Raw genomic sequence first — 26,996 nt, forward strand, 5'->3', positions numbered from 1 at the left:
CATGGCGAAGAATTTTCTAATTGAACTGGGTACGGAAGAGCTTCCACCAACAGCACTTCGTTCTCTAGCAGAAGCATTTGCTTCTAACTTTGAAGCAGGTCTTAAAACGGCTGAGCTTTCTCACGAAGGCATCAAGTGGTACGCAGCACCTCGTCGTCTAGCACTTAAAGTAACAGCACTGGCTGAAGGACAAGCAGACAAAGTCGTTGAAAAACGTGGTCCTGCTGTTTCTGTTGCATTCGATGCTGAAGGCAACGCGACTAAAGCAGCACAAGGTTGGGCTCGTGGTAACGGCATTACTGTTGATCAAGCTGACCGTCTAAAAACAGACAAAGGCGAGTGGCTTCTTTTCAAACAAGAAGTGGCTGGTAAACCTGTTCAAGAATTGGTGATGGACATCGCTGCGAAAGCACTAGCTGGCCTACCAATCCCTAAAGCAATGCGCTGGGGTAACTCAGACATTCAATTTATCCGTCCAGTGAAAACACTGACAGTACTACTAGGTGATGAACTTGTTGAAGGCGAAATCCTTGGCGTAGCATCTGCTCGTACTATCCGTGGCCACCGTTTCATGGGCGAACAAGAGTTCACAATCGATTCTGCTGACCAATACCCTGCGATCCTAGAAGAGCGCGGTAAAGTAATGGCAGACTACGAAGCGCGTAAAGCGATCATCCTTGCTGACTCTCAAAAAGCGGCAGCAGCGGTTGGCGGTAAAGCTGACCTAGAAGATGACCTTGTTGAAGAAGTAACGTCTCTAGTTGAATGGCCAGTAGTACTTACAGCGAAGTTTGAAGAAGAGTTCCTAAAAGTACCTTCTGAAGCTTTGGTTTACACCATGAAGGGTGACCAAAAGTACTTCCCTGTTTACGACGAAAACAAGAAGCTACTTCCTAACTTTATCTTCGTATCAAACATCGAGTCTAAAGAGCCTCGTCACGTTATCGAAGGTAACGAGAAAGTGGTACGTCCGCGTCTTGCTGATGCTGAGTTCTTCTTCAACACCGACCGTAAGCGTCCGCTGATCGATCGTCTTGCTGAGCTAGACCAAGCTATCTTCCAGAAGCAACTTGGTACTATCAAAGACAAAACAGACCGCATCACAGAACTTGCTGGCTACATCGCCGAGCAAATCGATGCTGACGTTGAGAAATCTAAGCGCGCAGGTCTACTGGCGAAGTGTGACCTAATGACATCTATGGTATTCGAATTCACGGATACACAAGGTGTAATGGGCATGCACTACGCGACTCACGATGGTGAAGACGAGCAAGTTGCACTAGCACTTTACGAGCAGTACATGCCTCGTTTCGCTGGTGACGATCTACCAAGCACAGGTATCTCTTCTGCAGTTGCAATGGCAGACAAGCTAGATACTATCGTAGGTATCTTCGGTATAGGCCAAGCACCAAAAGGTTCTGACCCATTCGCGCTACGTCGTGCATCACTAGGTGTACTACGTATCATCGTTGAAAACGGCTACAACCTAGACCTAACCGATCTGATCGGTAAAGCGAAAGAGCTACTAGGCGACAAGCTGACTAACGAAAACGTAGAAGCTGACGTTATCGACTTCATGCTAGGTCGTTTCCGCGCATGGTACCAAGATGCTGGTTTCAGCGTTGATATCATCCAAGCGGTACTAGCACGTCGTCCAACTAAGCCAGCTGACTTTGACCAACGCGTTAAAGCGGTTTCTCACTTCCGTGAACTGGAAGCAGCAGAAGCACTAGCAGCAGCGAACAAGCGTGTAGGTAACATCCTTGCGAAATTCGATGGCGAGCTACCAGCTGAAATAGACCTAACGCTTCTTCAAGAAGACGCAGAGAAAGCACTGGCTGAAAACGTTGAAGTAATGACAGAAGCACTAGAGCCAGCATTCGCAACAGGCAACTACCAAGAAGCCCTAAGCAAACTTGCTGACCTACGTGAACCTGTTGATGCATTCTTCGATAACGTAATGGTGATGGCTGATGACGAAGCGCTTAAGAAGAACCGTCTAACGCTACTGAACAACCTACGTAACCTGTTCCTACAAATTGCTGACATCTCTCTACTGCAAAAATAAGCACGAGTGAGACAGTTGCTCTAAGCCATACTCTGAGTAACTAACGGTAAACACCCAAAGGGAAGCGAAAGCTTCCCTTTTTGTTTTTGTGAACCAAGCATTTGTTTGTAGAGGTGTTATTGATTATCTGAATGAATCAGCGCTCAGACTGTAGAGGGCATTGTTTGCTATAACTGACCTGTTTATTCAGGGGAAGGGAACAATGAAAAAAACAGTACTCGCGCTTTCAATACTCGCACTCAGCGCATGCAGCCAAACCAGTGATGACAGCTTATTGCTGACGATTGATAACAACACTGTCATATTTGAATCGACAGGAAAAGGCACTGTTATTGCTGAACAGGAACTCGCCAAAGGTAGCTATACCTTCTCTATCAGCGATACTCAAAATACCTGTGGCACCAACTATGCGCTGGCTGAAGAAAACCGCATCAAGTTCAATAAACCCCTTCGCCTAGACGACTGTGCCGAGAAATCTGAGATCGCCATTAAAGTCTTTCGCGCTAACACCTATCAATTCACGCTCAACCCACAGACTAATGAACTCACAGTTCAGATAAAGCCGAAGCAACAGCAGGTACAAAGCTTTGCCTGTCCAGAGCCTAGTGACGAGCCAACTACCATCGACGTTGCTCAAACCTTTGATGATGGCACCGTGGTTAGAGATGCCCTTTCAGGCACACAAGCGACTGTAACTAATGGCAGCGTTACCATGCAGCCTGCAGAAAACAGCCAAGGTGTCTTGTTACTAGAAAAGGTTGAGCCCGAAACCAAAGCTGAATTTAGTTGGGATAACGCCACGGTTTACTTCGTGATGACCGACCGCTTCCATAACGGCAACCCTAACAACGACAACAGTTACGGTCGCAGTCAAGACGGACAAGACGAAATCGGCACCTTCCATGGTGGTGATTTAGCCGGCTTAACCGAAAAACTCGATTACATAGAGTCACTCGGTGCTAACGCCATCTGGATAACATCTCCGTTAGAGCAGATTCACGGCTGGGTTGGCGGTGGTGACAGAGGTGACTTCAAGCATTATGGCTACCATGGTTACTACCATCAAGACTGGACTAAGCTCGATGACAACATGGGTACCGAAGACGAGCTAAAAACCTTCATCGATACCGCGCACAGCAAAGGCATTCGCGTTGTTTGGGATGTGGTAATGAACCACACAGGCTATGCGACACTTGCCGACATGCAAGAGTTTGATTTTGGTAAGCTCAACCTAACAGATGAACAATCCAAACAAACACTTGGCGAAAACTGGACAGACTGGCAACCCGCTAAAGGTCAGAACTGGCACTACTTCAATAACTACATCTCATACAGCGATAAAGAAGCGTGGGAGAAATGGTGGGGTAAAGCTTGGTTACGCAGCGATATCGGCGCTTACGACTCTCCGGGTTACAACAACCTGACCATGTCTTTGGCGCACCTGCCCGATTTTAAAACCGAATCAACAGAGACCACTGGGCTACCGAACTTCTATAGCAACAAATCCACCAGCGCGACCGATGAGCTTAAAACACCTCGCGACCACCTAATCACTTGGTTATCTGATTGGGTGCGTGAATACGGCGTTGATGGCTTTAGGGTTGATACCGCCAAGCACGTAGAACTCGAAGCGTGGGCAGAGCTTAAAGCCAGCACCAACCAAGCGCTTGCTGAGTGGAAGCAGAACAACCCAGAAAAGGCCTTGGATGACTTACCATTCTGGATGACTGGTGAAGTCTGGGCACACAGCGTCGTGAAATCAGATTACTTCGCTAACGGCTTTGATTCGATCATCAATTTTGAATTCCAGAGCGACATCGCCCCTAAGGCGCTGAAGTGCCTGTCTGATCTCGATGCCGATTACCTCCGTTATGCAGAGAAGATCAACACTGACAGTGAGTTCAACGTGCTGAGTTACCTATCGTCTCACGACACCTCGCTATTCTGGACGCAGCACGGCAGTGACTTTGCCAAACAGACCAAAGCAGCGAATGCATTAATGCTGGCTCCAGGCGCAGTGCAGATCTATTACGGAGATGAAATCGCCCGTGACTTTGGCCCAACAGGATCGGACCCAATGCAAGGTACTCGCTCAGACATGCCATGGGATCAAATCACCGGCGAACGTGCAGAGTTGCTAGAACATTGGCAAGCGCTTGGTCAATTCCGCCAACGCCACCCAGCGGTTGCTCAAGGCAAGCACATCATCCGCAATAGTAAGGGCTACTATGCGTTCGAACGCCAATACCAAGATGACAAAGTATTGGTTGTTTATACCGGTTCTAAGTAAACGCCGAGTGACATAACACAGCAGAAACTCAAGGAGAAGCTTAGGCTTCTCCTTTTTTTTATCCTAAGCTAGTGTAAGCTCTATGTAGTTGAATCTTATTGTATATAGGGATATTGAATGCTGGTTGTTTTGGTTGAAGATAATGAGATATTAAATCATCACCTCTCGTCTCAACTTGGTGATCTTGGCCATACCATTTACGCAGAGAAAACTGCATCAGCCTGTCTACAAACCATTCAAAAACAACCCAATACCGATGTCATGATCATCGATCTTGGCCTGCCAGATTTCGACGGCTTTACGCTGATTAAGCAGATACGCCGCAAAGAGATTACAGTTCCTATTCTGATTTTAACCGCTCGCGGTGACTGGCAGGATAAAGTTGAAGGGCTCAATTGTGGCGCCGACGATTACCTAACCAAGCCATTTCAATTTGAAGAACTGCTCGCCAGACTTGAAGCACTTGTACGTCGAAATCAAGGATTTGCAGCCTCTCAAATCAAGGCGCAATCACTGACTCTTGATACTCAAGCCAAAAGCATTACCTACAATGAAATGCTTCTCGACCTCACGGCACTCGAATACCAAATCTTCGAGTATCTAATTCGTCATAGTTTGAAGATTGTCTCCAAGCAACAAATCTTGGACTCTCTGTACGACCAAGGAGAAGGCATTCAGCTTAATAACATTGAAGTGATCGTTTCGCGGCTGCGTAAAAAGCTTGCTCAACATACCGAAGAAAAACTGATCAGCACGGTTCGAGGACAAGGCTATCGATTCGAAATAGAAGCGAAATGATATGAAAAGACTGTATAAAACCCAGTTTAGACGACGTACCTTTGCCACTGCTGCTTCCATTCTTTTTACTATGGTACTGACTAGCACTTGGTTCTATTACAACACCCAAAAACACCAGCTGTTTGAAGACTATTCTAAAAACACGCTCCGAGAGTTACCTTCAATTGTCAACGAACTCCTCTCCTCGGGTGAGATCCCGCCACTCACTGAGTGGAATAGCTTTTATGCCAAAGAGTCACCTAATACCAGCGTCATCTTATGTGACCACAACAGCCATCAAGTTTGGACTTCAATCGACGTTGAGCGAAGAACCAAACAGCTGGCAAAGTTAGGTATCTCACGTCCTCAAATAGACAACCTGTGTACTGATCTCAATTTTCCAATCGATACAATTCGGCTAGTAGAGAAACCGAGTGGAGCCGCGTTTATCGTCCACACAATGCTATGGAAAGGTTTTAAAGATCAAGAAGATGGAAAGGTAATCCTTACTCAAAGAGTCGAACATAAGATGGAACCAATAAAGCAACTAAAATACACCACGATAGGTGTATTGATAGTAGCCCTGACATTAATCAGTGCCCTGCTTTTACTCTTCTATCGCATCAGCTTTGCCCCCTTTGTTCGCTTAGAAAAAGAGCTGCACGAAATAAAACAGGGTAAGCAGAACCAGCTAGCAGAAAGCTACCCAGAAGACCTGCACAATGTGACTAGTGCACTGAATGAGCTATTGTTCCAGCAAAAGGAAAATCAGGAACGTTATAAACGGTCACTGAACGATCTCGCCCATAGCTTGAAGACTCGTGTTGCTGTATCCCAAGCACTACTAGACGATTCATCACCCACTAAAAACCATCAAATCAATCAACAATTACTCGAAATGGATAGCCTTATCCAAGGTCAGCTAAAGCGAGCATCATTAGGAGTGAAAGGTATCACCACCAATGACACCCTACTTAAGCCTGTATTAGATAGCTTGGTTGGTATGTTCACCAAGATTTATACTGACAAGTCGATCCAATTTGTCTCTGACTATCCAGATAACCAAACCCTGCCATTAAGTAAAGATGACCTAATGGAAATAATGGGTAACATATTAGAAAACACCTACCGTTTTGCTGATCAGTCGATCTTGTTCAAGGTTACTAATATTGATAATCAGATTATGGTTGAGATCAGTAATGATGGCCCAGCTATCGACAGTAATACTAGCCAGAGCTTATTTCAACGAGGTGTAAGAGCTGACCAACAAAACCCAGGCACAGGGTTAGGCTTGGCACTATGTGATGAGATAATTCACAGCTACAAAGGGGCAATTTGGTTTGAGACACCAGAAGACCCATCCATGGGTGTCTCGCTGAGGATTTTACTGCCGCAGCCCTAGCCATAAGCCATAAGCTATAAGCTATAAGCTATAAGCCATAAATTAAAGATAGGTTAAGATTGAATATCGACTCTACGATTCAGATGACGGCCAGTCTCCAAGTCATTACTTTGAATCGGAGCTTTCTCACCTTGCGAGGTTACCGTAATTTGTTCAACAGGAACCCCATGCTCACGCAGATACGTAACAACTGACTCTGAACGCTTTAAACCCAAGCTCAAATTGTATTTCCCCGATCCTTTCGAGTCGGTGTTACCCACAACACTCAATTCGGGCACCTGTTGCTCTAACTTCGCTCCGAGCTTAAGTAACAAATAGCGCGACTGTTTATTCAGTTCATCCTTATCAAAGTCAAACAACACTCTGGCAACCAGATCACGGGGTTGATTTTCATCTTCGATGACGGCTCTGCTCAACAGAAACTGAGTACAGCTATTGCTGAGATCAGATTGAGTAAGCTTGCCTTGAATTAACTCAACCAGAGCCTGATTATCAACCGTTGCCGATACCTGCATGAAAGGCCCCTGATGGTACATAACCTTAGTACCTTGCCCAACCGTAACCGACTGCTCAAATTCGGAGCTGCCAGTATCACAGTATTGGTAAAGCAGTTCGTTCGTATCGAGTTTCGGTGTTGCTGCCATAACCGAAAAAGGCAGTGCCAATAACAATGTTATCGATATAAATTTGTTCATTCTAATTCTCTGGATATTCATCAACTATCTGATCGACCAGACACAACATTACTGCGCCAAGTGACCTACTTCTTCAGTTATCAGGGCTAAGATCTTATTCAAGATATCTTGCTTATTTTCAGCCTTAAAAACGTTGTCTTTACCAACGCAATTAAGTAGTCCTGTGTTGGCATGCAAATCATAATCAAAGCCGATCACCGACATGCGCGCATTCATCGCCTCGCCCCAACTCGTAAACTTACCCGGGCTCACTCCATCAACAACAGCGACATCATCATTAAGATTATCTGCTGAGACCTTGCCGCCATTTATCATATTCTTAATGTTGGTACACATACCCTTGTTCACGAGCTTGTTCGTTTGTCCTGCGTAGTGATTCCAATCCTCACCATCCGACAAGATGATAATCAGTTGGTTCGGATTCTTGGCCAATGACGTCACAATCTGCCCTGCGCGAATGATTCCTTGTAGTGAGGCAGTACCACCAGACGCCTTGAAGGTTCTGACTTTTTTCATAAATCCATCAAAATCCTCGGTATAGAAAATATCGGTAAACACCGCGTCACCATCACCATTGGGGATTCGTTTGGCAGCACCCTTCACCTTAAATTGTTGCTCAATGGTCTTGTTAAAGTTCACAACATCATCTTTGTCATACTCACCCATTTTGGTAACGATGCGTTGATCTCGAAATACCAGTTTGCCAGCAGTATTAGCGTTCACGGTACGTCGGTTATAACCTGTGAGAGAAACTCGGTGCTTTATACCTGGCGTCACCGCATTAAATTTTCCTAGTTCATCAGTCACCAGTTCTAGCGTGTCTTTGAGGTCTTCAATCTTACTTTTTTTACCGCCACTCCAGTCATCGTTCATTGATGCAGAGAAATCGACGACAAAGGTGATATCAACAATCTTGCTTTGAAACTTTCGAGCCTTTGAAGAACCAGTCACATCAAAGGTGTCACCAAATCCCACGCTCACACCTTGCCCCGGAAACCACGATTGGTGCTGCGTTCGACCGGCAACTCGGTATTCAAAATAGCGAGCTCCACCTTGTTTAGCCTGCTGGGTACAATCTGCAATTTGATCGCACGAGAGCTTATTGACCTCAACATCAAGCAAGGTATCCATATCGTAGAGGTAGTGATCGATATAAGACTGAGCCAACGAGTGGTTTTCACTGTCTTCTGCAGATACCGCCAATACTGCCGCTTCTGCTGCTTCTTCTAATCTCGCTTTTGTCTGTAAAGCACGTGCCCCATCAGAGCCCAACATAAACACACCAAATAACACGGGGATACATATCGCGAACAAGATCGCAGCATGGCCAGACTGTTTAGCCAAAGATAGACTCATGTTTACCTCCCAATCACGACAGAATCTGACATCACGTCGGTAAAGTCAGTACCAACCAGTTCACCAAACCAGTTATTAGTTCGATAGCAGAGCGTTACACGATAAAGAGGCATCTGGTGCCCCCAAACACTCACCACAGACAGATGCTGTAATTCACTAATGGGCTTGGCAACACTGCAGCTTAGATCTCCACGACGTTCCCGAATGCTCGGTGAAGCTTGGCCAATCCCAGTAAAGCTTTGCTCTTCAACCAACAAGCCATAACGCGAAGCGTCATAATTACCAAAGGTACGTTGTAAGGAGTGACGAGCTATCGTGTCTATTTCATCAACCTGCTTAGAGGTTAAGAGCACACTAGAGTCATAAAGCTGCGTGCGTTCTTTGACAACATTCACCAGCGAATAGGACAAACGATCCAACTTACCTTTAACGGAAAGCTTGATGATCACGTCACCACTGAATACCAACAGCAAACTAAAAAAGAACCCTACAATGGCAAACTCGATACTGAATATGCCTTGCTGACACTTTCGCGAGTTAGACTTCAAACTTAGATCTTTCATACTCTTGAACCACGACCATTTCTCGGCTTAGTAATCCGTCTAGACCTAAGAAGTAACTAAAAATTGGGGTGAATGGATAGGTGAGTCGATAAATAGCCAACGACGAGTTCTGCTCATCACCACACTCTTTATAGGACTCACCCGGTGCTATCTGGCACTGATTGGTGACTTTCACCAACTCATCCACCGATGTGAGATAGTGCATGGTTACCTGAAAATCATCACCATCAATCACACTATTCCACATGCTGCCGTCTCTATGTAAAACTTGCTCTACCGTAGCCAAATAATCGTGTGAGCCTTTCTTGGCTTCACGGGCAACTTCCGATATAGCAAGATCGTTAATAGATGAAATGTAAGACATATAGCTCATCTCCACCCACGCCATACACATCAGCCAGAAGGCAAAGAAGCCCATAACAAACTCTATGCTAGCGACACCACGCTGCTTATTTTTCATATTGAATGCTCGACAGCGTATCTAAGCGGCTATCAGCACTCATAGGTTCGAACTTCTGCAGTGAACGATAGATCTTTTCTATTTGGTGCTGACTGTAGGTATCACTTAAGACCTGTTGTACAAACGCATAATGGCCTTGTTTAGCCATGCTAAGCGTCAGATTTGCCATAACCATTTCATCCGCTTGGTGACTCTTATACAACGGCATTAAACGCTTGGCCGCAGTAAGATAATCACCTTCAGCGATGTCCAGTACAGCAAGGTTATTGTTTACTGTGACACCGTCATAGAAGTGATCACGAGCGCGTTCAAAGTAGCGTCTCGCTAGCATCGTTTGAAAGCTGTAACCATAGTAGGTGCCGAGTAAATTCTCAGTGCGGCTATTACTCGGATCTAACTCCAATGCCAGTTTCGCTGCAGCGATTGCTGCTGGATATTGGCCCATATCACCGTATGCCTGCGCTTGGATTTGGTAAGCTTCAAGTGAGGCTTTCTCACTCTCTATAACAGGAGTTATGTAAAAAAGAGCGGATTCTGCATCGGCCAATTTTAAATAGCTACTCGCCAGTTTTTGCCTAATTTCGGCGATATCTTCACGTTGGAGCTGAACTTTATACAGAGCAACCAGTTTTGTGTGATTATTGGTTTGTTGGTAAATCGCTTCCTTCGATTCTTCTTGCTGCCAGATATTAGCAGTTGAACTACATGCCATTAACCACAATGGCAGCATACATATCAGAAATTGTTTAAACACTTTGCATTAACCTCATCACCCCAGGAGCGGCGATAACGAATACGATCGGAATCAAGATGAAGACAATCAATGGTATCGACATCTTGGCGGCTAACTTCCCTATCTTTTCTTCCAGTTCGAGCATTTGTACTTGACGCACATCACTCGCCAATACAGTTAACATGCGATAAATCGACGAGCCGTGTTGAATGCTTTGAGTCAACGTCATCACAAAGCTACGCATTTCACTGCTTGGCACCTGTTGATAAAGCTCTTCAAGCGCCTCTTCCATCCCAACAACTCGAGCGCGATGATTGGTTTTATTCAGTAGATAAGCCAAGTCACGATCAAAGCCTTGCATCTCTTGTGCTAAATACTTCAGTGAAGCTTCAATCGTCATCCCGCTTTGCACACAGATCGCCGTTAGGTCGATCAAGTAAGGCAACTGACCCACTAATTTTTGATGTCGCCACTTAGTTCGCTGAGCGAGTACCATATCGGGCAGCGCAATAGAAACCATTGCCCAACCACATATCAGAGCGACAGCCTGATTAATAGCGACACCGGACCACCAGCACACACCAATGACCACCACTTCACCTATCGCAAGAACCAGATATTTGAGTGGCATATACATGGAGCTATAGCGTGTTTGATAAATACCCGCACCAATAAAGCGCTGCTGCATCTGTTGGTCGGACGCATTAACCAATTGTGTCAGCGGACATAAGAGGCTATCGATTTGTAACTGTCGTTGACTGCGTTGTTGAGTCATCGATTTAAACTGGCTAGCGATACTAGCCAGCTTTTGCTGCGCGATGTACTGCGTGATTAACCAATAACAGAGCAACAACACACCAAATGACAGGCAAGTCCAAATCAACAATGACTGCAACTGAGGCTTGATTAAAATCGAAATAATATTGGCCATTACCTCACCCTCTTCATCAACATCCAAATGATCGCTAAACCAATACTTTCGCTGATCAACAGGTAATATAGAACCGGGCGACCTTCGTCGGTAAACATCAAGAAATCAAAATTCTCAGGGCTCAGTATTGGCAGCATTGAGATAAAGACAAACGGCGTTGCACTGACTATCTTTGCTGAAATACGCGCCTCTGAAGTCATCGCAAACTTCTTTCTTTCCATCGCTCTAGCTTCGAACATCTGACGGTTCAGACGCGACATGACCTCTTTCAATTGCCCACCACGCTGCATGTTGGCACGTAGGGTAATCACAAAGAAATGAAATGACGGATAAGGAAATCGCTGGCAAGACTTACGAAAAACATCGTCCAGCGGCTCACCTAGCTTCAAGCGTTCTGCCATTCTTTTAAACTCTTTGCCAACCTCACCAGGAAGCTTGTTGCCGACAAAACCAATTCCTCGACCAATACTCTCTCCGGCAGATAGAGAGCTAGCCAACATGTTCAATGCATCAGGAAAGCTCTCTTCAAATTGCTTACGGTCACGCTGTTTTAACCACAAGAAGCCCCATACCCAAGTTACAACCAATGCGCTACCAAGGACTAGCCAAGCTGGGAAACCGAATAGGTAGCGGTTCACTGCACCAGCTAAAACACTCACACAACCACTAAGTAAAACCACCTTTACACCAGCAAAAGAGCCCAACTGTCGCTTAACTTGATGAAAAAGGCTTGCTATCGAAGACCAACCTAAGCCATTGGATATCTGACTAAGTTGAATCGCTTGGCGAGGGGCTGTTGACGCTGTTTTTGTCTTATCATTTGATGGAAAATAATCATCAATTGAGTGACTCTTATTAGAAAAAATCACAACCAGCAGCAGGACAACGCCCCAAAACATTAATAGCCAATACACACTGCTACCCCACTAATTCGATCGCATGAATCAACTGCTGTAGTTGTTGTTCACACCCAAAAAAGTGCGCTTTTTTAAAGAGTACCGAGCGGCTCATTACCCCTGAAGTGACATAGCGTCCCGACAACTTTCCATCACTCAACGCACCCTCGATTTGGAAGGTAAATAGTTCTTCAAGCACCACGCTCTCTCCCTCAAGGCCTACAACTTCGGAGATACTGATAATTTTTCTTGAGCCATCATGCAATCGAGTAACTTGCACGATGATATCGACTGCACTCACCACAGAGCGACGAATCGCATCGATAGGCAAATTGTTGGTCGCCATCATTACCATCGCCTCAACACGTGATATTGCGTCTCGAGGACTATTGGCATGCAATGTCGACATCGAACCATCGTGTCCCGTATTCATCGCTTGCAGCATCTCAAAAGCTTCCGGGCCACGGCACTCACCAACAATGATGCGATCAGGACGCATACGCAGTGAGTTAATCACCAAATCTCGAGAAGTGATGGCACCAGTGCCTTCGGTTCCTGCAAGTCGAGTTTCCATTCGAGCAACATGAGGCTGCTGTAATCTTAGTTCTGCGGTATCTTCAATCGTGACAATTCGCTCAACCTCAGAGACGTGCTGTGACAACGCATTGAGCAAGGTTGTTTTACCAGAACCCGTACCGCCAGAGATTAAGATATTCAAGCGACAACGAGCAGCCAATGCCAATAGTTGCGCCATCTCTTCACTAAGCGCTCCTAGCTCCGTTAACTTGTCCAAGTTAATCGCTTGATGGCGAAACTTACGAATAGAAATCAAGGTTCCATCAAGAGCAATCGGCGCGATCACGATATTAACGCGACTGCCATCTTCCAAGCGGGCATCACATGTTGGTGAAGACTCATCAATACGACGCCCTACTCGACTTGCAATGCGCTTAGCAATCTCGATTAACTGTTGTTCATCAATAAACTGCACCTGTGCACGCTCTACCAAACCATTGCGTTCAATAAAGACCTGTTGATGGCCATTGATCATAATATCGCTGATGCTGTCGTCATCCATCAGCACTTGAAGTGGCCCTAAACCAACGAGCTCATTGATTAAACTGGTGACATACTCTTGCTTAGCCAATGTTGAAACAGGAAGCTGTTCACGATTAACCAACACCTCAATGGCGTGGCTCAGCTGCTTCTCTAACTCTTGAGTGGATAAAGACTCAATTGCACTCGCGTCCAAAGCTTCAAATATTTGCTGACGAAGTTGAAGATAGACTTGTTTTGACTGTTGCATGCGAACTACCTCTTAAGCCAAGAGAGCCATGACGTTTTGCTTTTCTGGACGACTTGCTCACCAAGAAGTATCGCCACCAACTGCGTTAAACCCAATTGCATCTCAGATCGAGTTTCAGTGATCAATTCGCCCTGAAGAAGGTATTGATTGGCCTTGTGATCGAACTCAACGTGGCAATTAGCGGCTTGTCCAAAGTGCTTCTCAACATCGGCTTTTGATACCGAGGCGGCATTACTCGGACGAGTGTGATTCATTACCGTCACTATGGTCATTGTTGGCAATTCAGCTTGTACACTGCCAACAATTCGATTGAGCTCTCTCAACGATGAAACGGTAGCATCAAATACCAAAACTAATGAATCAACATCAGCCAGTGCTCGAGACAACTCTTGTTGGGTCAGCGCACTGTGCGAATAGTCTTCAATGATGAATGAACTGTTCTGCTCTACTTGCTTAGTCAGTGCTTGAGTGTATTCATGCAATTCGCCACGACTGAAGTCTTGGGACTCGACCGCCAAAATAGAAAGATTGTTCTCTAAGCTCTGCACCAAATTCGAAGCCAAAGCCGTATCAACCGCAGAAACTAACGTCCCTTTTTGTACGTTACGCTTTTGGAATTTTTTCAAACCGAGCATTACGTCTAGGTTGCTGCCGGTATAGGTGTGGTCAACCAACAAAGTTGGTAGTGAGTGCTGCTTGGCTAAACAACGAGAAACTTCACTCGCAATCAATGAGGTGCCCACTCCGCCTTTCACCCCAACAAAAGCAATTTGCTTAGCCTTACGGTTTCGAGCCACACCTTGACGCTGCATATGATTGTGCAAAACACTTCGGTAAAAATCGGTCACCTCGACTTCGCTGGCAGGCCAAAATAGATAGTAGAAACCTAAGTCCTTTAAAGCACGAATAGTCGTGATCGCATCTTCACTACCAATAACCACAACCGACAAGTGTGTCGGAAGTTGTAAGGCGATCTGCTGAGCATCTCGAACCACATTGTCGCTATCGTTGAGATCAATCATCACCACTTTTAAATTCACGAATTCAGCCAGCTTTAAAGCACTTGCCGGTTGGTTTTCAAAAGCGACAGGCTCAGGCAGGCCTTCAAAACGAAAGGCTTTGTATAAATGAGCTCGGCAATCTTCACTCTGAAACAGCACGGCACAATGGTTATCTACTTGAGGAGTTTGCTCATCCTTAGCACTCAACTTATCGACTAAATTAAACATATTCGTAAACCTAAAACTTGTTGAAGGAGCTGTAGTAAACGGAGTTACAGTGACTTTTCAGGGTTAACCATTGATTGCCAGCGGTTACCGTCGGTATAGCAACCAAGTTTGCTATACCCATAATGCCCGACCTTTTGTTGCTGACAGACCTCTAGACGAACCTGCATATCCGTTGCAATCACAGACACGCTAAAACGATTTGATGTGTTGTTAACTTGATGCTCCACCTGCGACTGAGCAATATGGTTATTGGCAAGTACCTCATCCAGCACTGACACTAGCGGCTGAGGTGATGAGCCATTCACGATAATTTGCCACTGAGCAGTACTGCCCTCTAATTGATAACGCTGAATAAAGGCTTCAAAGCGCTGCTCAACTACAGTGTGATCCTGACTCTGTGCATTAAATTGATAGTGAATCGGCACCACTTCGATAGAGGTACCTTCAGGTTCAACGACATGGTCAGCGCATCCGGTGATGCCAAAGGCACATAACATTCCTAGTAAATAACGTTTCACTGTTTAAAGCCTCCGGCAGATAAAATTTCGCTCGCCCAACGCTGTTCGGCTTTGTCATATTCACTGTCTAGCGCTAAGAAGCGCTTCAAAGTACCCGTTTTTTCCATTATCGGCAGTTGGATCTGATTCGCTTTAACGGGTTGAACTAAGTTGACCGTCGCCACTATTACGAGCTCGGTCTTATTACGTTCCGTTCCTGTGTGTCGGAATAACGCACCAAGAATTGGGATGTCGCCAATAAACGGGATTCGAGTCAGCGATTCGCGCTCTTCACTATTCAGCAAACCACCCAGTACAAAACTTTGCCCATCCCCCAGCTCAACCGTCGTTTGTGCGCGTCGAGTCTTTAGAGCCGGTAAATCGTAGAGTTCGTTACTGTATTGAGCATCTAAAGAGCTCACCTCAGGGGTCAGTGCTAGCTTAATTTTGTCGTCTCTTAGCACCTTCGCCATCAACTCCAATCGAACACCAAACTCTTTATAGTCCACATTGGTGCCACCATCATTACTGGTCACGACCGGTAACTCTCCACCGACAAGAAAGCTCGCTTTCTCACCAGAGATCACCGATAGATTAGGCTCCGCTAGAATCTGACCAACCTGATCCGATCCCACCGCAGAAATCACAGAGACAATATCGCTAGCACTAAAATGGGTAAGCTGATCAACAAACATTCCTGCATTACCTGCAGTGCCCACTTTGATGCCGAAGTCTTGGATAAAAGAGTGAGATACTTCAGCAATAGTCAGCTTTACATTGACCTGCTTGGTAGCGTTCACTTCAATGTTATTCACCACCCCTCGATAGCGACGCTTGGTCATAAACTCAATGCTTAAGTCATCAACTGGCGCTTCATTTTCAGAAGAGAAGTTTTGTTCAACCTCTTCCTTTCCCAATAATTCACCGACCATCTGGTAAATATTGTCTTTCTCTAGTTCGGAAGATACAGGGCCACTCAAGATGATGTTTTCACCAATGCCATAAACAGTCACTTTGGCTTGTGGATACTGAATTTTTATCTGCTGCTCGATATCGGTATAGCTGCGATTCACAACCAGTTGCTGATTCACCAGTTCATTGCCTTGTTGATCAAAAGCGATGAAAGTCGTAGTTCCTAGATGACGGCCAAACACCACAATTTTGTGTTCATCTATCACCTGATAGTCCGCGACCTTTTGGTCAGAAATGAAGACTGAAGCCACATCACCAGTAACCTTCACGGTTGTAGCCTGCCCCTCAGCAAGGTTGATTAAGCTAGCCGCGACTACTAGAGGCGATAGCAACCAAAGCCCAGCAAAGGCTAATATTCGTTTTGTCATCATGATTCGCCCTACTTAAACCGATATTCGCGTATCTCGTCACGTTGACCAGACAAACTGATCACATCACTTGAATCTGCTTCCAGGTCGTCCGAAAACTCTTCACCAATTGATTTATGCACTTCAATCTCAGCAATGCGCTTGGCTATCGTTAATTGAGCAACCTGTCTATTGGTAACTTGTAGTACCAAGGTCACCTCGGTCACTTTTTCACTGCTTAAAGTACTCACCGAACGCTGTCGACTGACCATATCCAAAACAGGAACCAGAGCGAGCAGCGGAGTCATAGTCAGGTGTTGAATGTCATCGACTCTCTTATCATTGGCCAAGTTTTGCTTAGGTGCCGACAACACTGAAATATCGACCAAGTCTCCAACACTGATCGTGCCACCAACGACATCCTCTCCCGGAACCGTCACGTTAAAAGGCACAAACCCTGGCTCAATCACTGTATTCAAGTAATCGGCTTGACCTGGGGAGGTCAATAACTCAGGAGTAACAATGCCACCTTGTTGCAAGGCCTGTTTGGCAAACAAGCTTTGCTGCCAATTAAAGCGAGTATCTTCAGTTAAGCCATGTGAACCAGCTTGCTGGCGCGTCAGGTACACTGCTTCAAAGTCGCGACGTGCAAGCTTGTCACCTTGCACGACGTTCCGCTTCAACTGCCAAGCAAGTATCTTCGGTTCCACTTGATTGACTGACTGCGTAGGAAATTCTTTCGTAGAAGGCGTTTGTGTCACGCCATAAAGCCCAATAGATATAGCAACAACTGCTAGACCAAGAATGATTTTTGAATTCATTGTTTAACCTATAATGATGCAGCTATAGCTAATAAGCTTGCCAAACAGATTGGTACTGCATAGGGGACGCCACGCTGTGTCCACCGAATATCGGCAGTCATTCGTCCTAACCACCACTGACTAATCGCTAATACACCACCTAAAAAGCCAATAAGTAGCAGCGTAACGGCTATAAACTTAGAGTCGATCGCTAAGCTCAGTACCGCGAATAGTTTGCTGTCGCCTGCCGCGAGTATATTCATCTGAAATAACACACCACCAGCAAGTAGCACGGCAATCGGATGTATTAGGTGTTGAGCCTCACTGTGAAACTCCAGTCGCGATAAGGTCCATAACGCCATGCACAACGCCAAACGGTTGCTGATCTCTCGGTATCGACAATCCGTGTAACAGGCGTAGATTGCCATGGCGGCTAAAATAATTAGCCACCATAAGTTTTCCACTAAAAGCCTTCAGAGCCAGCAGTAGAAAGTTCAACTGTATTTGCATCTGTAATGTTTTGAGAAATAGCAGCAACAGCATCGTTCAGAGCTGCTGTTAAACCGTCACCAAATACAGCAAGCACGATTGCAGACATGCACACACCAAGAATTGCGTATTCAATCGCAGTAACACCACGTTGGTCGTTTTTAAATGCCGCAGTAAACAATTGAGCTTTAACAAATAATTGAGTAATCATTACTTTCTCCAAAAAAGATAAATAGGTTGTTTTGTCTTCGGGAGAGAGAATATTCATTGCGCTATTTTTGAGCAATAAAAGAGTGACCAACTTCACGTTGTTCTGGCGTTTACTGTCGTTCTATTCAGTTTGGGTTCAGTTTGAGGGTGTTAAATCGTGATATTTAGCCTAAGTAACAAGAAAAGTTTTTTACGTGTTAGAGCATTTGGCGCTATGCGTCGCAAAAACATTGCGGTATGTTCAAGGAATACACTGATGGCAGACATAAGGTCTGCCTTAATGACACGTAACAAGCAATCACAATGAATTAGGTAAAATAAGTAATGCAGTTCTCTAAGTTTGGTGAAAAGTTTAATCGTTACTCTGGAATCACTCGTTTAATGGATGATTTGAATGATGGCCTGCGCACTCCTGGCGCAATCATGCTTGGTGGTGGCAACCCAGCCGCTATCCCTGCCATGCTCGATTACTTTAACCAAGCCAGTGCAGACATGCTCGCCAGTGGAGAACTCATCGCCGCCCTCGCCAACTACGATGGTCCGCAGGGCAAAGACAGCTTTATTAAGTCTTTAGCCGCAATGCTAAAAGAGGCCTATGGTTGGGACATCAGCGAAAAGAACATCAGCCTAACCAACGGCAGCCAAAGTGGCTTCTTTTATCTATTCAACCTGCTAGCAGGCCAACAGCCTGACGGCTCACATAAGAAGATCTTGCTACCAATCGCACCGGAATACATCGGTTACGGTGATGCAGGCATTGATGACGACATCTTTATCTCTTACCACCCGGAGATCGAGCTGCTAGAAAACCGACAGTTCAAATACCACGTCGATTTCGAACAGCTAAAAGTCGATGACTCAGTAGCTGCTATCTGTGCGTCTCGCCCAACCAACCCAACCGGTAACGTACTGACCGACGAAGAAGTACGTAAACTGGATAAGCTGGCGCGTGAGAACAACATCCCACTGCTCATCGATAACGCTTACGGCCTACCATTTCCAAACATCATCTTTGAAGATGTCGAACCGTTCTGGAATGAAAACACGATTCTGTGCATGAGCCTGTCTAAGCTTGGCTTACCAGGTGTGCGTTGCGGTATCGTGATTGCGAGCGAAGAAGTAACCCAAGCGCTAACCAACATGAATGGTATTATCAGCTTAGCGCCAAGCAGTGTTGGGCCTGCGATCGCCAACCACATGATTGAGAACGGTGACTTACTACGCTTAAGCAGCGAAGTGATTAAGCCTTTCTATAAAGAGAAGTCTTTGCGCGCCGTTGAGCTGCTACAAGAAGCGATTGATGACCCGCGTTTCCGTATCCACAAGCCTGAAGGCGCTATCTTCTTATGGCTATGGTTTGATGAACTACCAATCACCACAATGGAACTGTACGACAGATTGAAAGCTCGTGGTGTATTGATTGTTCCGGGTGAATACTTCTTTATCGGCCAAGAAGACGAGTGGGATCATGCTCATCAATGCCTACGTATGAACTACGTACAAGACGATGAAGCAATGCAAAAAGGTATTGCGATCATTGCTGAAGAAGTGAAAAAGGCTTACAGCGAAAGCAAATAGAGATTTCCTAATCGGTCGTTCCTCCCTCTATGGAATAACGTTAGAAGGACAAACAAAAAGAGCACCTCATGAGGTGCTCTTTCACTTTTACTTCCCGATAGTTTTTAGCTCTAAGGAGCTAACAGCAATTAACCTTCTAGTAGGCTATTACCATTAATAGCAATCTTACGTGGTTGCATCGCTTCTGGGATTTCGCGTTCTAGGTCGATGTGAAGAAGACCATTTTCCATGCTTGCACCTACCACTTTTACGTAGTCAGCCAGTTGGAATTTGCGCTCAAAATCGCGCTCTGCAATACCTTGATATACGAAGGTTTTCTCTGCTTCGGCTTTACGCTCACCCTTCACAATTAGCATATTCTCTTTCTGAGTCAGGTCTAATTGGTCATCAGCAAAACCGGCAACGGCCATAGTGATACGGTAGTTGTTCTCGTCTTTTTGCTCGATGTTGTATGGAGGGTAACCGCCAGAAGTGTTCTTCGATGTGTTCGCTTCCATCATGTTGAATAGACGATCGAAGCCGATTGCGTTGCGGTAAAGTGGAGTGAAATCTACAGTTCTCATAATGCTATCCTTTTAGTAAGCAATAGTCTTAGCTGCGAATTTTACTTAGATCGAACCTGTGTATGACCAAGTAAGCAGCTAAGAGATTCAATTCGCATTCCTCGGGTTTCACCTCTGTTGGCGACAACACTGGGACATGACAATGAATCAATTTTTAAGTTGTGTGCTGCTAAAGTTATCCTCTGTTGAGCGATACTTCGTCAGCGGTAATGAAGGTTCTGTTTCTTCTCTTATGAGCAAGACAGTCATCCTCTTCACAACTAGATATGTGGATTCAGCAAATCAGTTTCAAGCGTTTATTTTCAATTATTGTTCCAACCCAATATTTTTCAATCACTTAAAAACAAAAAAGACCGTCATTTCTGACAGTCTTTTCAATAATATATTGAGTTTTTTGTGACGAAGCTATTTCGTTTTAGTTCAAGGAAGAGGCGCGGAGCATACGAATGTATGTGAGCACCTCTGACACAGAAATTAAGCGAAAGAGCGAAGTATCAAAGAGACTAAACGTCTAGGTTAGCTACTTTAAGTGCGTTCTCTTCGATGAAGTTACGACGAGGCTCAACTTGATCACCCATTAGCGTAGTAAACAACAGATCAGCACCAACAGCATCTTCAATCGTTACTTGCATCATACGGCGAGTTTCAGGATCCATGGTGGTTTCCCAAAGTTGATCTGGGTTCATCTCACCTAGACCTTTGTATCGCTGTAGACTTAGACCACGACGAGACTCTTTCACTAACCAGTTAAGAGCTTCAACGAAGCTAGAAACTTCTTGAGTACGCTCGCCACGCTTAATGTAAGCGCCTTCTTCAATCAAGCCATCAAGAGCTTCAGACAAATCAGCTAACTTCGCAAACTCTTTAGAGTTAATCAGGTCAATGCTCAGTACGTGTTCATGAGTCACACCATGAGTACGAACCACAATCTTAGGAACGCTTAAACCTAGCTCTTCGTGTTTTTCAACTTCAAGGCTGTATTGGCTTGCACCTACTTCTTTCGCGTTTAGCTGCTCAACAAGCTGCTTACCCCAAGCTTCAACTGCCGCGTCATCATGACACTGCTCAGCAGTTAGACGAGGAACGTAAATCAGTTCGTGAACTAATGCGCGTGGGTAACGGCGGCTCATACGATCAACGAGCTTGATGCCTGCATTGTATTGCTGAACAAGCTTCTCTAAACCTTCACCTGCAAATGCTGGCGCTTCAGGGTTTACGTGCAGTTCTGCATTGTCTAAAGCTAAAGATACTTGATACTGGTTCATCGCATCTTCATCTTTAATGTACTGCTCTTGCTTACCTTTCTTCACTTTGTAAAGTGGTGGTTGGGCAATGTAGATGTAGCCGCGTTCAATCAGCTCTGGCATTTGACGGTAGAAGAACGTCAATAGCAGAGTACGGATGTGAGAACCATCGACATCGGCATCGGTCATGATGATGATGTTGTGGTAACGCAGTTTATCTGGGTTGTATTCGTCACGGCCAATACCACAACCAAGGGCTGTGATTAGCGTTGCTACTTCTTGAGAAGACAGCATTTTATCGAAACGTGCTTTCTCTACGTTAAGAATTTTACCTTTCAGCGGTAGGATTGCTTGGTTCTTACGGTTACGCCCCTGCTTAGCTGAACCGCCAGCAGAGTCTCCTTCCACAATGTATAGTTCAGACAGTGCAGGGTCTTTTTCCTGACAGTCAGCAAGCTTACCTGGAAGACCCGCTAAATCTAATGCGCCTTTGCGACGAGTCATTTCACGAGCTTTACGCGCTGCATCACGAGCACGTGCTGCATCAATAATTTTAGAGCAAACTGTTTTCGCTTCACCTGGGTTCTCAATCAGGAACTCAGACAACTTCTCACCCATTGTAGATTCAACGGCAGACTTCACTTCTGAAGAAACCAGTTTATCTTTAGTTTGGCTTGAGAACTTAGGATCAGGCACTTTAACAGAAACAATCGCCGTCAAACCTTCACGAGCATCATCACCAGAGGTCGCAGTCTTCGCTTTCTTAGAGAAGCCTTCCTTGTCCATGAAGCTGTTCAGAGTACGCGTTAGCGCCGCACGGAAACCCGCTAAGTGAGCACCACCATCACGTTGAGGGATGTTGTTGGTGAAACAGTAGATATTTTCTTGATAGCCGTCATTCCACTGCATCGCAACTTCAACGGTAATACCGTCTTCACGCTCAGAGTTGAAGTGGAAGATTTTTTGGATGATTGGCGTTTTATTGGTATTAAGGTGTTCAACAAACGCTTGGATACCGCCTTCGTATTCGAAGTGATCCATTTTGTCTTCTTCGCGCTCGTCAATTAGCTTAATTGACACGCCTGAGTTCAAGAATGATAGCTCACGTAGACGCTTAGCTAAAATGTCGTAATGGAACTCGATGTTAGTGAAGGTTTCTTCACTCGGCCAGAAACGAATCTCTGTACCTGTTTTATCCGTGTCACCGATAACTGCTAGTGGCGCTTGAGGCTCACCGTGGCTGTAGGTTTGAGTGTGGATTTTACCACCACGGTGGATAGTAAGAGTAACTTGCTTAGAAAGTGCGTTAACTACTGAAACACCAACACCGTGCAGACCACCAGATACTTTGTACGAGTTATCATCGAACTTACCACCAGCGTGAAGAACCGTCATGATTACTTCTGCTGCTGATACGTTTTCTTCTGGGTGCAATTCTGTTGGAATACCACGGCCGTCATCGCTCACAGACACAGAACTATCTTCATGGATAGTTACAATGATGTCATTACAGTGACCAGCTAGCGCTTCATCAATAGAGTTATCTACCACCTCAAAAACCATGTGGTGCAGACCGGTACCATCATCCGTGTCGCCAATGTACATTCCAGGACGCTTACGTACCGCATCCAGACCCTTCAGTACTTTAATACTCGATGAATCGTAATTATCTGACATAGTTACTCTCTGACTAATTATCCTTGCTCTATTTTGCCATGTTCCACATGAAACATCCTGCTATTTTCGTCATGCATATCTGCAATCTGATCAGCGGTAATAGAGCTTACAAAAACTTGAGCCTCGGTCGCCTTTAAGCACTCAGCAAGACGTGCGCGGCGTTGGCTATCTAATTCGGAAGCGAAGTCATCTATTAAATAGATACACTGCTTACCTGTCATTTGAGTGAGGTGTTGCCCTTGTGCTACTCGTAGCGCGCACACCATCAACTTCAATTGACCTCGTGACAAGACATCTTCCACTGGAGTGCCGTTCACTTTTATCTTCAGATCCGCTTTGTTTGGCCCACTAAAGGTGTAACCAAGCTGCTGATCCCTTTCAAAATTCTTTTCTAATATCTCAGCGTATGGGGTGTCTTTGTCCCAGCCACGATAATAGTTAATCTTTATCTCAAACTCAGGAAGGAAGGTCGCACAGATTTCTTCGGCGACTTCTTTGAGCTGATCAACGTAGGTGGCACGCCACTGACTGATGCTTTCGGCTAAACGGGCTAGTTCTTGGTCCCAATAGCTCAGCTCTCGATAGTGCGCTGCCGTTTTCAATAAGGCGTTTCGCTGCTTATTGAGGCGCTTTACCCTACCCCAAGCATCATAGAAGCCCGACTCACTGTGGAAAACTCCCCAGTCAATGAATGCTCGGCGATGCTTAGGCCCATCTGTCAGTAAATCAAACCCTTCGGGGTGAATCAACTGCAAAGGTAAGACTTGAGCTAACTGAGCCAACTTTTGCCCAGTTTGACCGCTTATTTTAACCTCTGTCGTGCCATCGCGCTGCTTATTAATGCCAATTGGCAGCTCAAATTGATCCGAGGTCATAAAACGGCCATGCACAAACAGCTCACTACACTCATTTTGTATAATACGACCGGTGAGTGAACTCTTGAATGAGCGACCGTGTCCGAGCAGATACACCGCTTCAAGGACACTGGTTTTGCCGCTTCCGTTAGCCCCTATAAGAAAGTTAAAGCCTGATGACGGTTGAATGTCACAGGCTTCAATATTTCTAAACTGCTTAACGATTAAGCGCGATAAAGGCATAACGTCTTCATATTAATCTTCAATCACGACTCGATAGGTCAACATTTGGCAGCTTATAAGCGAATAGGCATAACAACGTACATCGCGCTGTCATCTTGTGCGTTTTCGATAAGAGCACTCGCATTTGCGTCTGACATTGAGATGCGAACCTGTTCACAACGCAGTGTGTTCAGAACATCCAATACGTAACTTACGTTGAAGCCAATCTCTAGTGCGTCGCCGTCGAAGTTAACATCGAGTACTTCTTCTGCTTCTTCTTGCTCTGGGTTGTTCGCTGTAATACGCATCTCACTATCAGCAAGGTTAACGCGAACACCACGGAATTTTTCATTGGATAGAATCGCAGCACGAGAAAATGCTGAACGTAATTCATCACAACCCGCTTCAAGCGTCTTGGTGGTATTTTGCGGCATTACGCGGCGATAATCAGGGAAACGACCATCAACCAGCTTAGAAGTGAAGACATAGTTGTTCACTTCAGCACGCACGTTAGAGTTACCAATTTGCAGCGTTACTGGTTGTTCAGGTGCATCCAATAACTTCACTAGCTCTTGAACACCTTTACGAGGAACAATGATCTGCTTCTGAGCAAAATCTGCCCCTAGCTGTGCTTGAGATACTGCCATACGGTGGCCATCGGTCGCCACGCTGCGCAAGATAGAACCTTCAATCTCAAACAACATACCGTTGAGGTAGTAACGAACATCTTGGTTCGCCATTGAGAATTGTGTTTTCTCGATAAGACCGCGAAGTTCAGCTTGTGTCACTGACACTTCAACTTCGCTGCTCCAGTCTTCAATATTTGGAAAATCTGCCGCAGGTAATGTTGCTAATGAGAAGCGGCTACGACCAGAGCGAACCTGAATGCGGTCACCATCCAATACCACAGTAATCACTGAGTTATCTGGCAATCCACGACAGATATCCAGAAACTTACGTGAAGGTACGGTAATGCTGCCCGCTTCGAAATCACCTTCAAGCGTTACACGGCTGATCAATTCAACTTCTAGATCCGTCGCTGTCATCGACAACACGTTATCTTCTACTTTAATCAGTAGGTTTCCTAGAATTGGAAGCGTTGGCCTGCCACCGAGTGCGCCAGATACTTGTTGTAATGGCTTTATCAGGTGACTACGTTCAATGGTAAATTTCATATCTTGCTCTTACGGTCTAAATGGCACTGCGTAATAGTACGTGGCCAAGATTCTGCTTATTAAGGTTAAGAATACTGTGTATTAAGAAGAAAGGGTACGAATCAAGTTCGAATAATCTTCTTTAATGTCGTGGCTCTCTTCACGCAGCTGAGCAATCTTACGACAAGCGTGCAGCACAGTCGTGTGGTCACGGCCACCGAATGCATCGCCAATCTCAGGCAAACTGTGGTTTGTTAGCTCTTTAGCCAATGCCATCGCCAATTGACGTGGACGAGCAACTGAACGAGAGCGACGTTTAGACAATAGATCAGCGACTTTGATTTTATAGTACTCGGCTACTGTCTTCTGAATGTTATCAATGGTGACCAGCTTCTCTTGCAGTGCAAGTAGATCACGCAGTGCTTCACGCACAAAATCAATCGTGATCGGGCGGCCAGTGAAGTTTGCATTTGCAATAACACGGTTCAATGCGCCTTCCAGTTCACGAACATTAGAGCGTAAACGCTTGGCAATAAAGAACGCCACTTCATCCGCAAGGTGAATTTGGTGGTCTTCTGCTTTCTTCATCAAGATCGCAACACGAGTCTCAAGCTCTGGTGGCTCAATCGCTACCGTCAAACCCCAACCGAAGCGAGATTTAAGACGATCTTCTACCCCATTGATCTCTTTTGGATAACGGTCTGAAGTGAGGATGATCTGTTGGTTGCCTTCAAGCAACGCATTAAAGGTATGGAAAAACTCTTCTTGAGAACGCTCTTTATTAGCAAAGAATTGGATGTCATCGATAAGCAATGCATCAACACTACGGTAGTAGCGCTTAAATTCTTCGATCGCGTTGTTTTGCAGTGCCTTTACCATATCCTGAACAAAACGCTCTGAGTGCATGTAAACCACTTTCGCATTCGGCTTATTATCAACAATGGCGTTACCCACCGCATGCAACAAGTGCGTTTTACCTAGACCAGTGCCGCCGTATAAGAACAACGGGTTGTAAGCTGTTCCTGGATTATCAGAAACCTGACGTGCCGCAGCCAAACCTAGTTGGTTAGACTTACCTTCAACAAAGTTGTTGAACTTATGTTTTGGGTTCACGTTTGAGCGGTGGTTAAGGTCAACCGCTACAGGCTCTTCATCACGCCAGTTATTATGGACAGGCTTGCGAGCTTGTAATTGCGCAGGTGCCGAAGACTCAGCGGCCACGTCGGCTGCAGTGCGAGTGCGAGTCGGGGCCGGTGTCGCAGGCTTTGGTGCAATCACACGCTTGCTTCCCACTTCAAAATGAAGATGTGGGATATCGTTACCGCAATATTCTTGCAGTAAGCGGTTAATGCTATTTAGATACTTATCACGAACCCAATCGAGTACGAAACGGTTCGGGGCAAATAGAGTCAGAGTATTGTCATTGAGTTCCGCTTGTAACGGACGAACCCACATACTGAATTCTGTAGCTGGTAACTCTTCTTGAAGCTGTTGCAAACACTGCAACCAAAGCGAAGATGACACGGTGCCCTCACTCTATTTAAGTAATATGAAATGACTGCTAATTTTACCTGTTGATAAGTCAGATCACCAGCAATTGATCACAGATCCAGTGAATAAGATCCAAGTTATTCACAATAAATTTGTAATTTATCGGTGGATCCACACATCTTGCCCCTACTT

At 45.4% G+C, this 26,996-nt stretch carries 24 protein-coding genes; 5 read left to right on the forward strand and 19 right to left on the reverse strand.

What is annotated here, in order from left to right:
• Position 1 precedes the first annotated feature (1 nt).
• From glyS to QQ041_RS11605, 4 genes are all read left to right on the forward strand, one after another.
• Positions 2 to 2,068 (forward strand): glycine--tRNA ligase subunit beta, encoded by a 2,067-nt coding sequence (gene glyS, locus QQ041_RS11590; RefSeq protein ID WP_285953984.1) that lies wholly within the window; start codon positions 2 to 4, stop codon positions 2,066 to 2,068.
• A 202-nt stretch (positions 2,069 to 2,270) separates the two neighbouring features.
• A complete protein-coding gene (locus QQ041_RS11595) occupies positions 2,271 to 4,358 on the forward strand; it encodes an alpha-amylase (protein WP_285953985.1) in 2,088 nt (695 codons plus the stop codon).
• A 117-nt stretch (positions 4,359 to 4,475) separates the two neighbouring features.
• Complete coding sequence (locus tag QQ041_RS11600) at positions 4,476 to 5,156, forward strand: response regulator (RefSeq protein ID WP_048657794.1); 681 nt, start codon at positions 4,476 to 4,478, stop codon at positions 5,154 to 5,156.
• Between the two features lies 1 nt (position 5,157).
• Positions 5,158 to 6,537, forward strand: a complete 1,380-nt coding sequence (locus tag QQ041_RS11605; RefSeq protein ID WP_048657795.1) for an ATP-binding protein — start codon at positions 5,158 to 5,160, stop codon at positions 6,535 to 6,537.
• Positions 6,538 to 6,590: 53 nt separating this feature from the next.
• On the opposite strand, the gene QQ041_RS11610 is transcribed toward QQ041_RS11605, so the two are convergent.
• From QQ041_RS11610 to QQ041_RS11675, 14 genes are read right to left on the reverse strand one after another with little or no spacing between them, the layout of a single operon-like run.
• Positions 6,591 to 7,232 (reverse strand): OmpA family protein, encoded by a 642-nt coding sequence (locus QQ041_RS11610; protein WP_086712380.1) that lies wholly within the window; start codon positions 7,230 to 7,232, stop codon positions 6,591 to 6,593.
• Between the two features lie 48 nt (positions 7,233 to 7,280).
• Positions 7,281 to 8,588 carry a pilus assembly protein TadG-related protein gene (locus tag QQ041_RS11615; RefSeq protein WP_285953986.1) on the reverse strand — a complete coding sequence of 436 codons (1,308 nt, stop codon included), beginning with the start codon at positions 8,586 to 8,588 and terminating at the stop codon, positions 7,281 to 7,283.
• A 2-nt stretch (positions 8,589 to 8,590) separates the two neighbouring features.
• Positions 8,591 to 9,151 carry a tight adherence pilus pseudopilin TadF gene (tadF, locus tag QQ041_RS11620; RefSeq protein WP_048657798.1) on the reverse strand — a complete coding sequence of 187 codons (561 nt, stop codon included), beginning with the start codon at positions 9,149 to 9,151 and terminating at the stop codon, positions 8,591 to 8,593.
• A complete protein-coding gene (locus tag QQ041_RS11625) occupies positions 9,126 to 9,611 on the reverse strand; it encodes a TadE/TadG family type IV pilus assembly protein (protein ID WP_048657799.1) in 486 nt (161 codons plus the stop codon). Before QQ041_RS11625 ends, tadF begins: the two co-directional genes overlap by 26 nt.
• Positions 9,601 to 10,365: a lipopolysaccharide assembly protein LapB gene (locus QQ041_RS11630; RefSeq protein WP_285953987.1), complete on the reverse strand. Its 765-nt coding sequence runs from the start codon at positions 10,363 to 10,365 to the stop codon at positions 9,601 to 9,603. The genes QQ041_RS11625 and QQ041_RS11630 overlap by 11 nt, the downstream gene beginning before the upstream one ends.
• Complete coding sequence (locus QQ041_RS11635; RefSeq protein WP_285953988.1) at positions 10,358 to 11,275, reverse strand: type II secretion system F family protein; 918 nt, start codon at positions 11,273 to 11,275, stop codon at positions 10,358 to 10,360. The genes QQ041_RS11630 and QQ041_RS11635 overlap by 8 nt, the downstream gene beginning before the upstream one ends.
• Positions 11,275 to 12,189 carry a type II secretion system F family protein gene (locus QQ041_RS11640; RefSeq protein WP_228761237.1) on the reverse strand — a complete coding sequence of 305 codons (915 nt, stop codon included), beginning with the start codon at positions 12,187 to 12,189 and terminating at the stop codon, positions 11,275 to 11,277. Before QQ041_RS11640 ends, QQ041_RS11635 begins: the two co-directional genes overlap by 1 nt.
• A gap of 4 nt (positions 12,190 to 12,193) precedes the next feature.
• On the reverse strand, positions 12,194 to 13,477 hold the full coding sequence (locus QQ041_RS11645) for a CpaF family protein (RefSeq protein ID WP_048657803.1): 1,284 nt from the start codon (positions 13,475 to 13,477) through the stop codon (positions 12,194 to 12,196).
• A gap of 5 nt (positions 13,478 to 13,482) precedes the next feature.
• Positions 13,483 to 14,706, reverse strand: a complete 1,224-nt coding sequence (locus QQ041_RS11650; RefSeq protein ID WP_048657804.1) for an ATPase — start codon at positions 14,704 to 14,706, stop codon at positions 13,483 to 13,485.
• Positions 14,707 to 14,750: 44 nt separating this feature from the next.
• Entirely contained in the window at positions 14,751 to 15,224 is a 474-nt protein-coding gene (locus QQ041_RS11655) for a hypothetical protein (protein WP_143691556.1), read from the reverse strand.
• Positions 15,221 to 16,546, reverse strand: coding sequence for a pilus assembly protein N-terminal domain-containing protein (locus QQ041_RS11660; RefSeq protein WP_230682705.1), 1,326 nt, complete (start codon positions 16,544 to 16,546; stop codon positions 15,221 to 15,223). The genes QQ041_RS11655 and QQ041_RS11660 overlap by 4 nt, the downstream gene beginning before the upstream one ends.
• An 8-nt stretch (positions 16,547 to 16,554) precedes the next feature.
• Complete coding sequence (locus tag QQ041_RS11665) at positions 16,555 to 17,343, reverse strand: RcpC/CpaB family pilus assembly protein (protein ID WP_048662703.1); 789 nt, start codon at positions 17,341 to 17,343, stop codon at positions 16,555 to 16,557.
• A gap of 8 nt (positions 17,344 to 17,351) precedes the next feature.
• Entirely contained in the window at positions 17,352 to 17,786 is a 435-nt protein-coding gene (locus tag QQ041_RS11670) for a prepilin peptidase (RefSeq protein ID WP_080967309.1), read from the reverse strand.
• On the reverse strand, positions 17,786 to 18,022 hold the full coding sequence (locus QQ041_RS11675; RefSeq protein WP_048662701.1) for a Flp family type IVb pilin: 237 nt from the start codon (positions 18,020 to 18,022) through the stop codon (positions 17,786 to 17,788). Before QQ041_RS11675 ends, QQ041_RS11670 begins: the two co-directional genes overlap by 1 nt.
• Before the next feature lie 323 nt (positions 18,023 to 18,345).
• On the opposite strand from QQ041_RS11675, the gene QQ041_RS11680 reads away from it, so the two are divergent.
• Positions 18,346 to 19,599: a valine--pyruvate transaminase gene (locus tag QQ041_RS11680; protein ID WP_285953989.1), complete on the forward strand. Its 1,254-nt coding sequence runs from the start codon at positions 18,346 to 18,348 to the stop codon at positions 19,597 to 19,599.
• Between the two features lie 128 nt (positions 19,600 to 19,727).
• On the opposite strand, the gene QQ041_RS11685 is transcribed toward QQ041_RS11680, so the two are convergent.
• The 5 genes from QQ041_RS11685 to dnaA form a co-directional block, all read right to left on the reverse strand.
• On the reverse strand, positions 19,728 to 20,162 hold the full coding sequence (locus tag QQ041_RS11685; protein ID WP_017080845.1) for an Hsp20 family protein: 435 nt from the start codon (positions 20,160 to 20,162) through the stop codon (positions 19,728 to 19,730).
• A gap of 503 nt (positions 20,163 to 20,665) precedes the next feature.
• Positions 20,666 to 23,083 carry a DNA topoisomerase (ATP-hydrolyzing) subunit B gene (gyrB, locus tag QQ041_RS11690; RefSeq protein ID WP_057622113.1) on the reverse strand — a complete coding sequence of 806 codons (2,418 nt, stop codon included), beginning with the start codon at positions 23,081 to 23,083 and terminating at the stop codon, positions 20,666 to 20,668.
• 17 nt (positions 23,084 to 23,100) lie between these two features.
• The gene (recF, locus tag QQ041_RS11695; protein WP_285953990.1) at positions 23,101 to 24,180 is read right to left on the reverse strand and encodes a DNA replication/repair protein RecF; all 1,080 of its coding nucleotides are present in this window, start codon (positions 24,178 to 24,180) and stop codon (positions 23,101 to 23,103) included.
• A 53-nt stretch (positions 24,181 to 24,233) separates the two neighbouring features.
• Positions 24,234 to 25,334 carry a DNA polymerase III subunit beta gene (gene dnaN / locus QQ041_RS11700; RefSeq protein ID WP_017058809.1) on the reverse strand — a complete coding sequence of 367 codons (1,101 nt, stop codon included), beginning with the start codon at positions 25,332 to 25,334 and terminating at the stop codon, positions 24,234 to 24,236.
• A gap of 81 nt (positions 25,335 to 25,415) precedes the next feature.
• Positions 25,416 to 26,837 (reverse strand): chromosomal replication initiator protein DnaA, encoded by a 1,422-nt coding sequence (gene dnaA / locus QQ041_RS11705; RefSeq protein WP_086712393.1) that lies wholly within the window; start codon positions 26,835 to 26,837, stop codon positions 25,416 to 25,418.
• Positions 26,838 to 26,996 lie beyond the last annotated feature (159 nt).

Origin of the sequence: Vibrio sp. TMPB1044 (assembly GCF_030442075.1) — a bacterium.
In the GTDB taxonomy this organism is placed as follows: Bacteria; Pseudomonadota; Gammaproteobacteria; order Enterobacterales; family Vibrionaceae; genus Vibrio; species Vibrio satsumensis.

Bases quoted from the DNA above. Each gene is read 5' to 3' on its own strand.
- glyS (WP_285953984.1), top strand. From the start codon at position 2: ATGGCGAAGAATTTTCTAATTGAACTGGGTACGGAAGAGCTTCCACCA.
- QQ041_RS11595 (WP_285953985.1), top strand. From the start codon at position 2,271: ATGAAAAAAACAGTACTCGCGCTTTCAATACTCGCACTCAGCGCATGC.
- QQ041_RS11600 (WP_048657794.1), top strand. From the start codon at position 4,476: ATGCTGGTTGTTTTGGTTGAAGATAATGAGATATTAAATCATCACCTC.
- QQ041_RS11605 (WP_048657795.1), top strand. From the start codon at position 5,158: ATGAAAAGACTGTATAAAACCCAGTTTAGACGACGTACCTTTGCCACT.
- QQ041_RS11610 (WP_086712380.1), bottom strand. From the start codon at position 7,232: ATGAACAAATTTATATCGATAACATTGTTATTGGCACTGCCTTTTTCG.
- QQ041_RS11615 (WP_285953986.1), bottom strand. From the start codon at position 8,588: ATGAGTCTATCTTTGGCTAAACAGTCTGGCCATGCTGCGATCTTGTTC.
- tadF (WP_048657798.1), bottom strand. From the start codon at position 9,151: ATGAAAGATCTAAGTTTGAAGTCTAACTCGCGAAAGTGTCAGCAAGGC.
- QQ041_RS11625 (WP_048657799.1), bottom strand. From the start codon at position 9,611: ATGAAAAATAAGCAGCGTGGTGTCGCTAGCATAGAGTTTGTTATGGGC.
- QQ041_RS11635 (WP_285953988.1), bottom strand. From the start codon at position 11,275: ATGGCCAATATTATTTCGATTTTAATCAAGCCTCAGTTGCAGTCATTG.
- QQ041_RS11645 (WP_048657803.1), bottom strand. From the start codon at position 13,477: ATGCAACAGTCAAAACAAGTCTATCTTCAACTTCGTCAGCAAATATTT.
- QQ041_RS11650 (WP_048657804.1), bottom strand. From the start codon at position 14,706: ATGTTTAATTTAGTCGATAAGTTGAGTGCTAAGGATGAGCAAACTCCT.
- QQ041_RS11660 (WP_230682705.1), bottom strand. From the start codon at position 16,546: ATGATGACAAAACGAATATTAGCCTTTGCTGGGCTTTGGTTGCTATCG.
- QQ041_RS11665 (WP_048662703.1), bottom strand. From the start codon at position 17,343: ATGAATTCAAAAATCATTCTTGGTCTAGCAGTTGTTGCTATATCTATT.
- QQ041_RS11675 (WP_048662701.1), bottom strand. From the start codon at position 18,022: ATGATTACTCAATTATTTGTTAAAGCTCAATTGTTTACTGCGGCATTT.
- QQ041_RS11680 (WP_285953989.1), top strand. From the start codon at position 18,346: ATGCAGTTCTCTAAGTTTGGTGAAAAGTTTAATCGTTACTCTGGAATC.
- QQ041_RS11685 (WP_017080845.1), bottom strand. From the start codon at position 20,162: ATGAGAACTGTAGATTTCACTCCACTTTACCGCAACGCAATCGGCTTC.
- gyrB (WP_057622113.1), bottom strand. From the start codon at position 23,083: ATGTCAGATAATTACGATTCATCGAGTATTAAAGTACTGAAGGGTCTG.
- recF (WP_285953990.1), bottom strand. From the start codon at position 24,180: ATGCCTTTATCGCGCTTAATCGTTAAGCAGTTTAGAAATATTGAAGCC.
- dnaN (WP_017058809.1), bottom strand. From the start codon at position 25,334: ATGAAATTTACCATTGAACGTAGTCACCTGATAAAGCCATTACAACAA.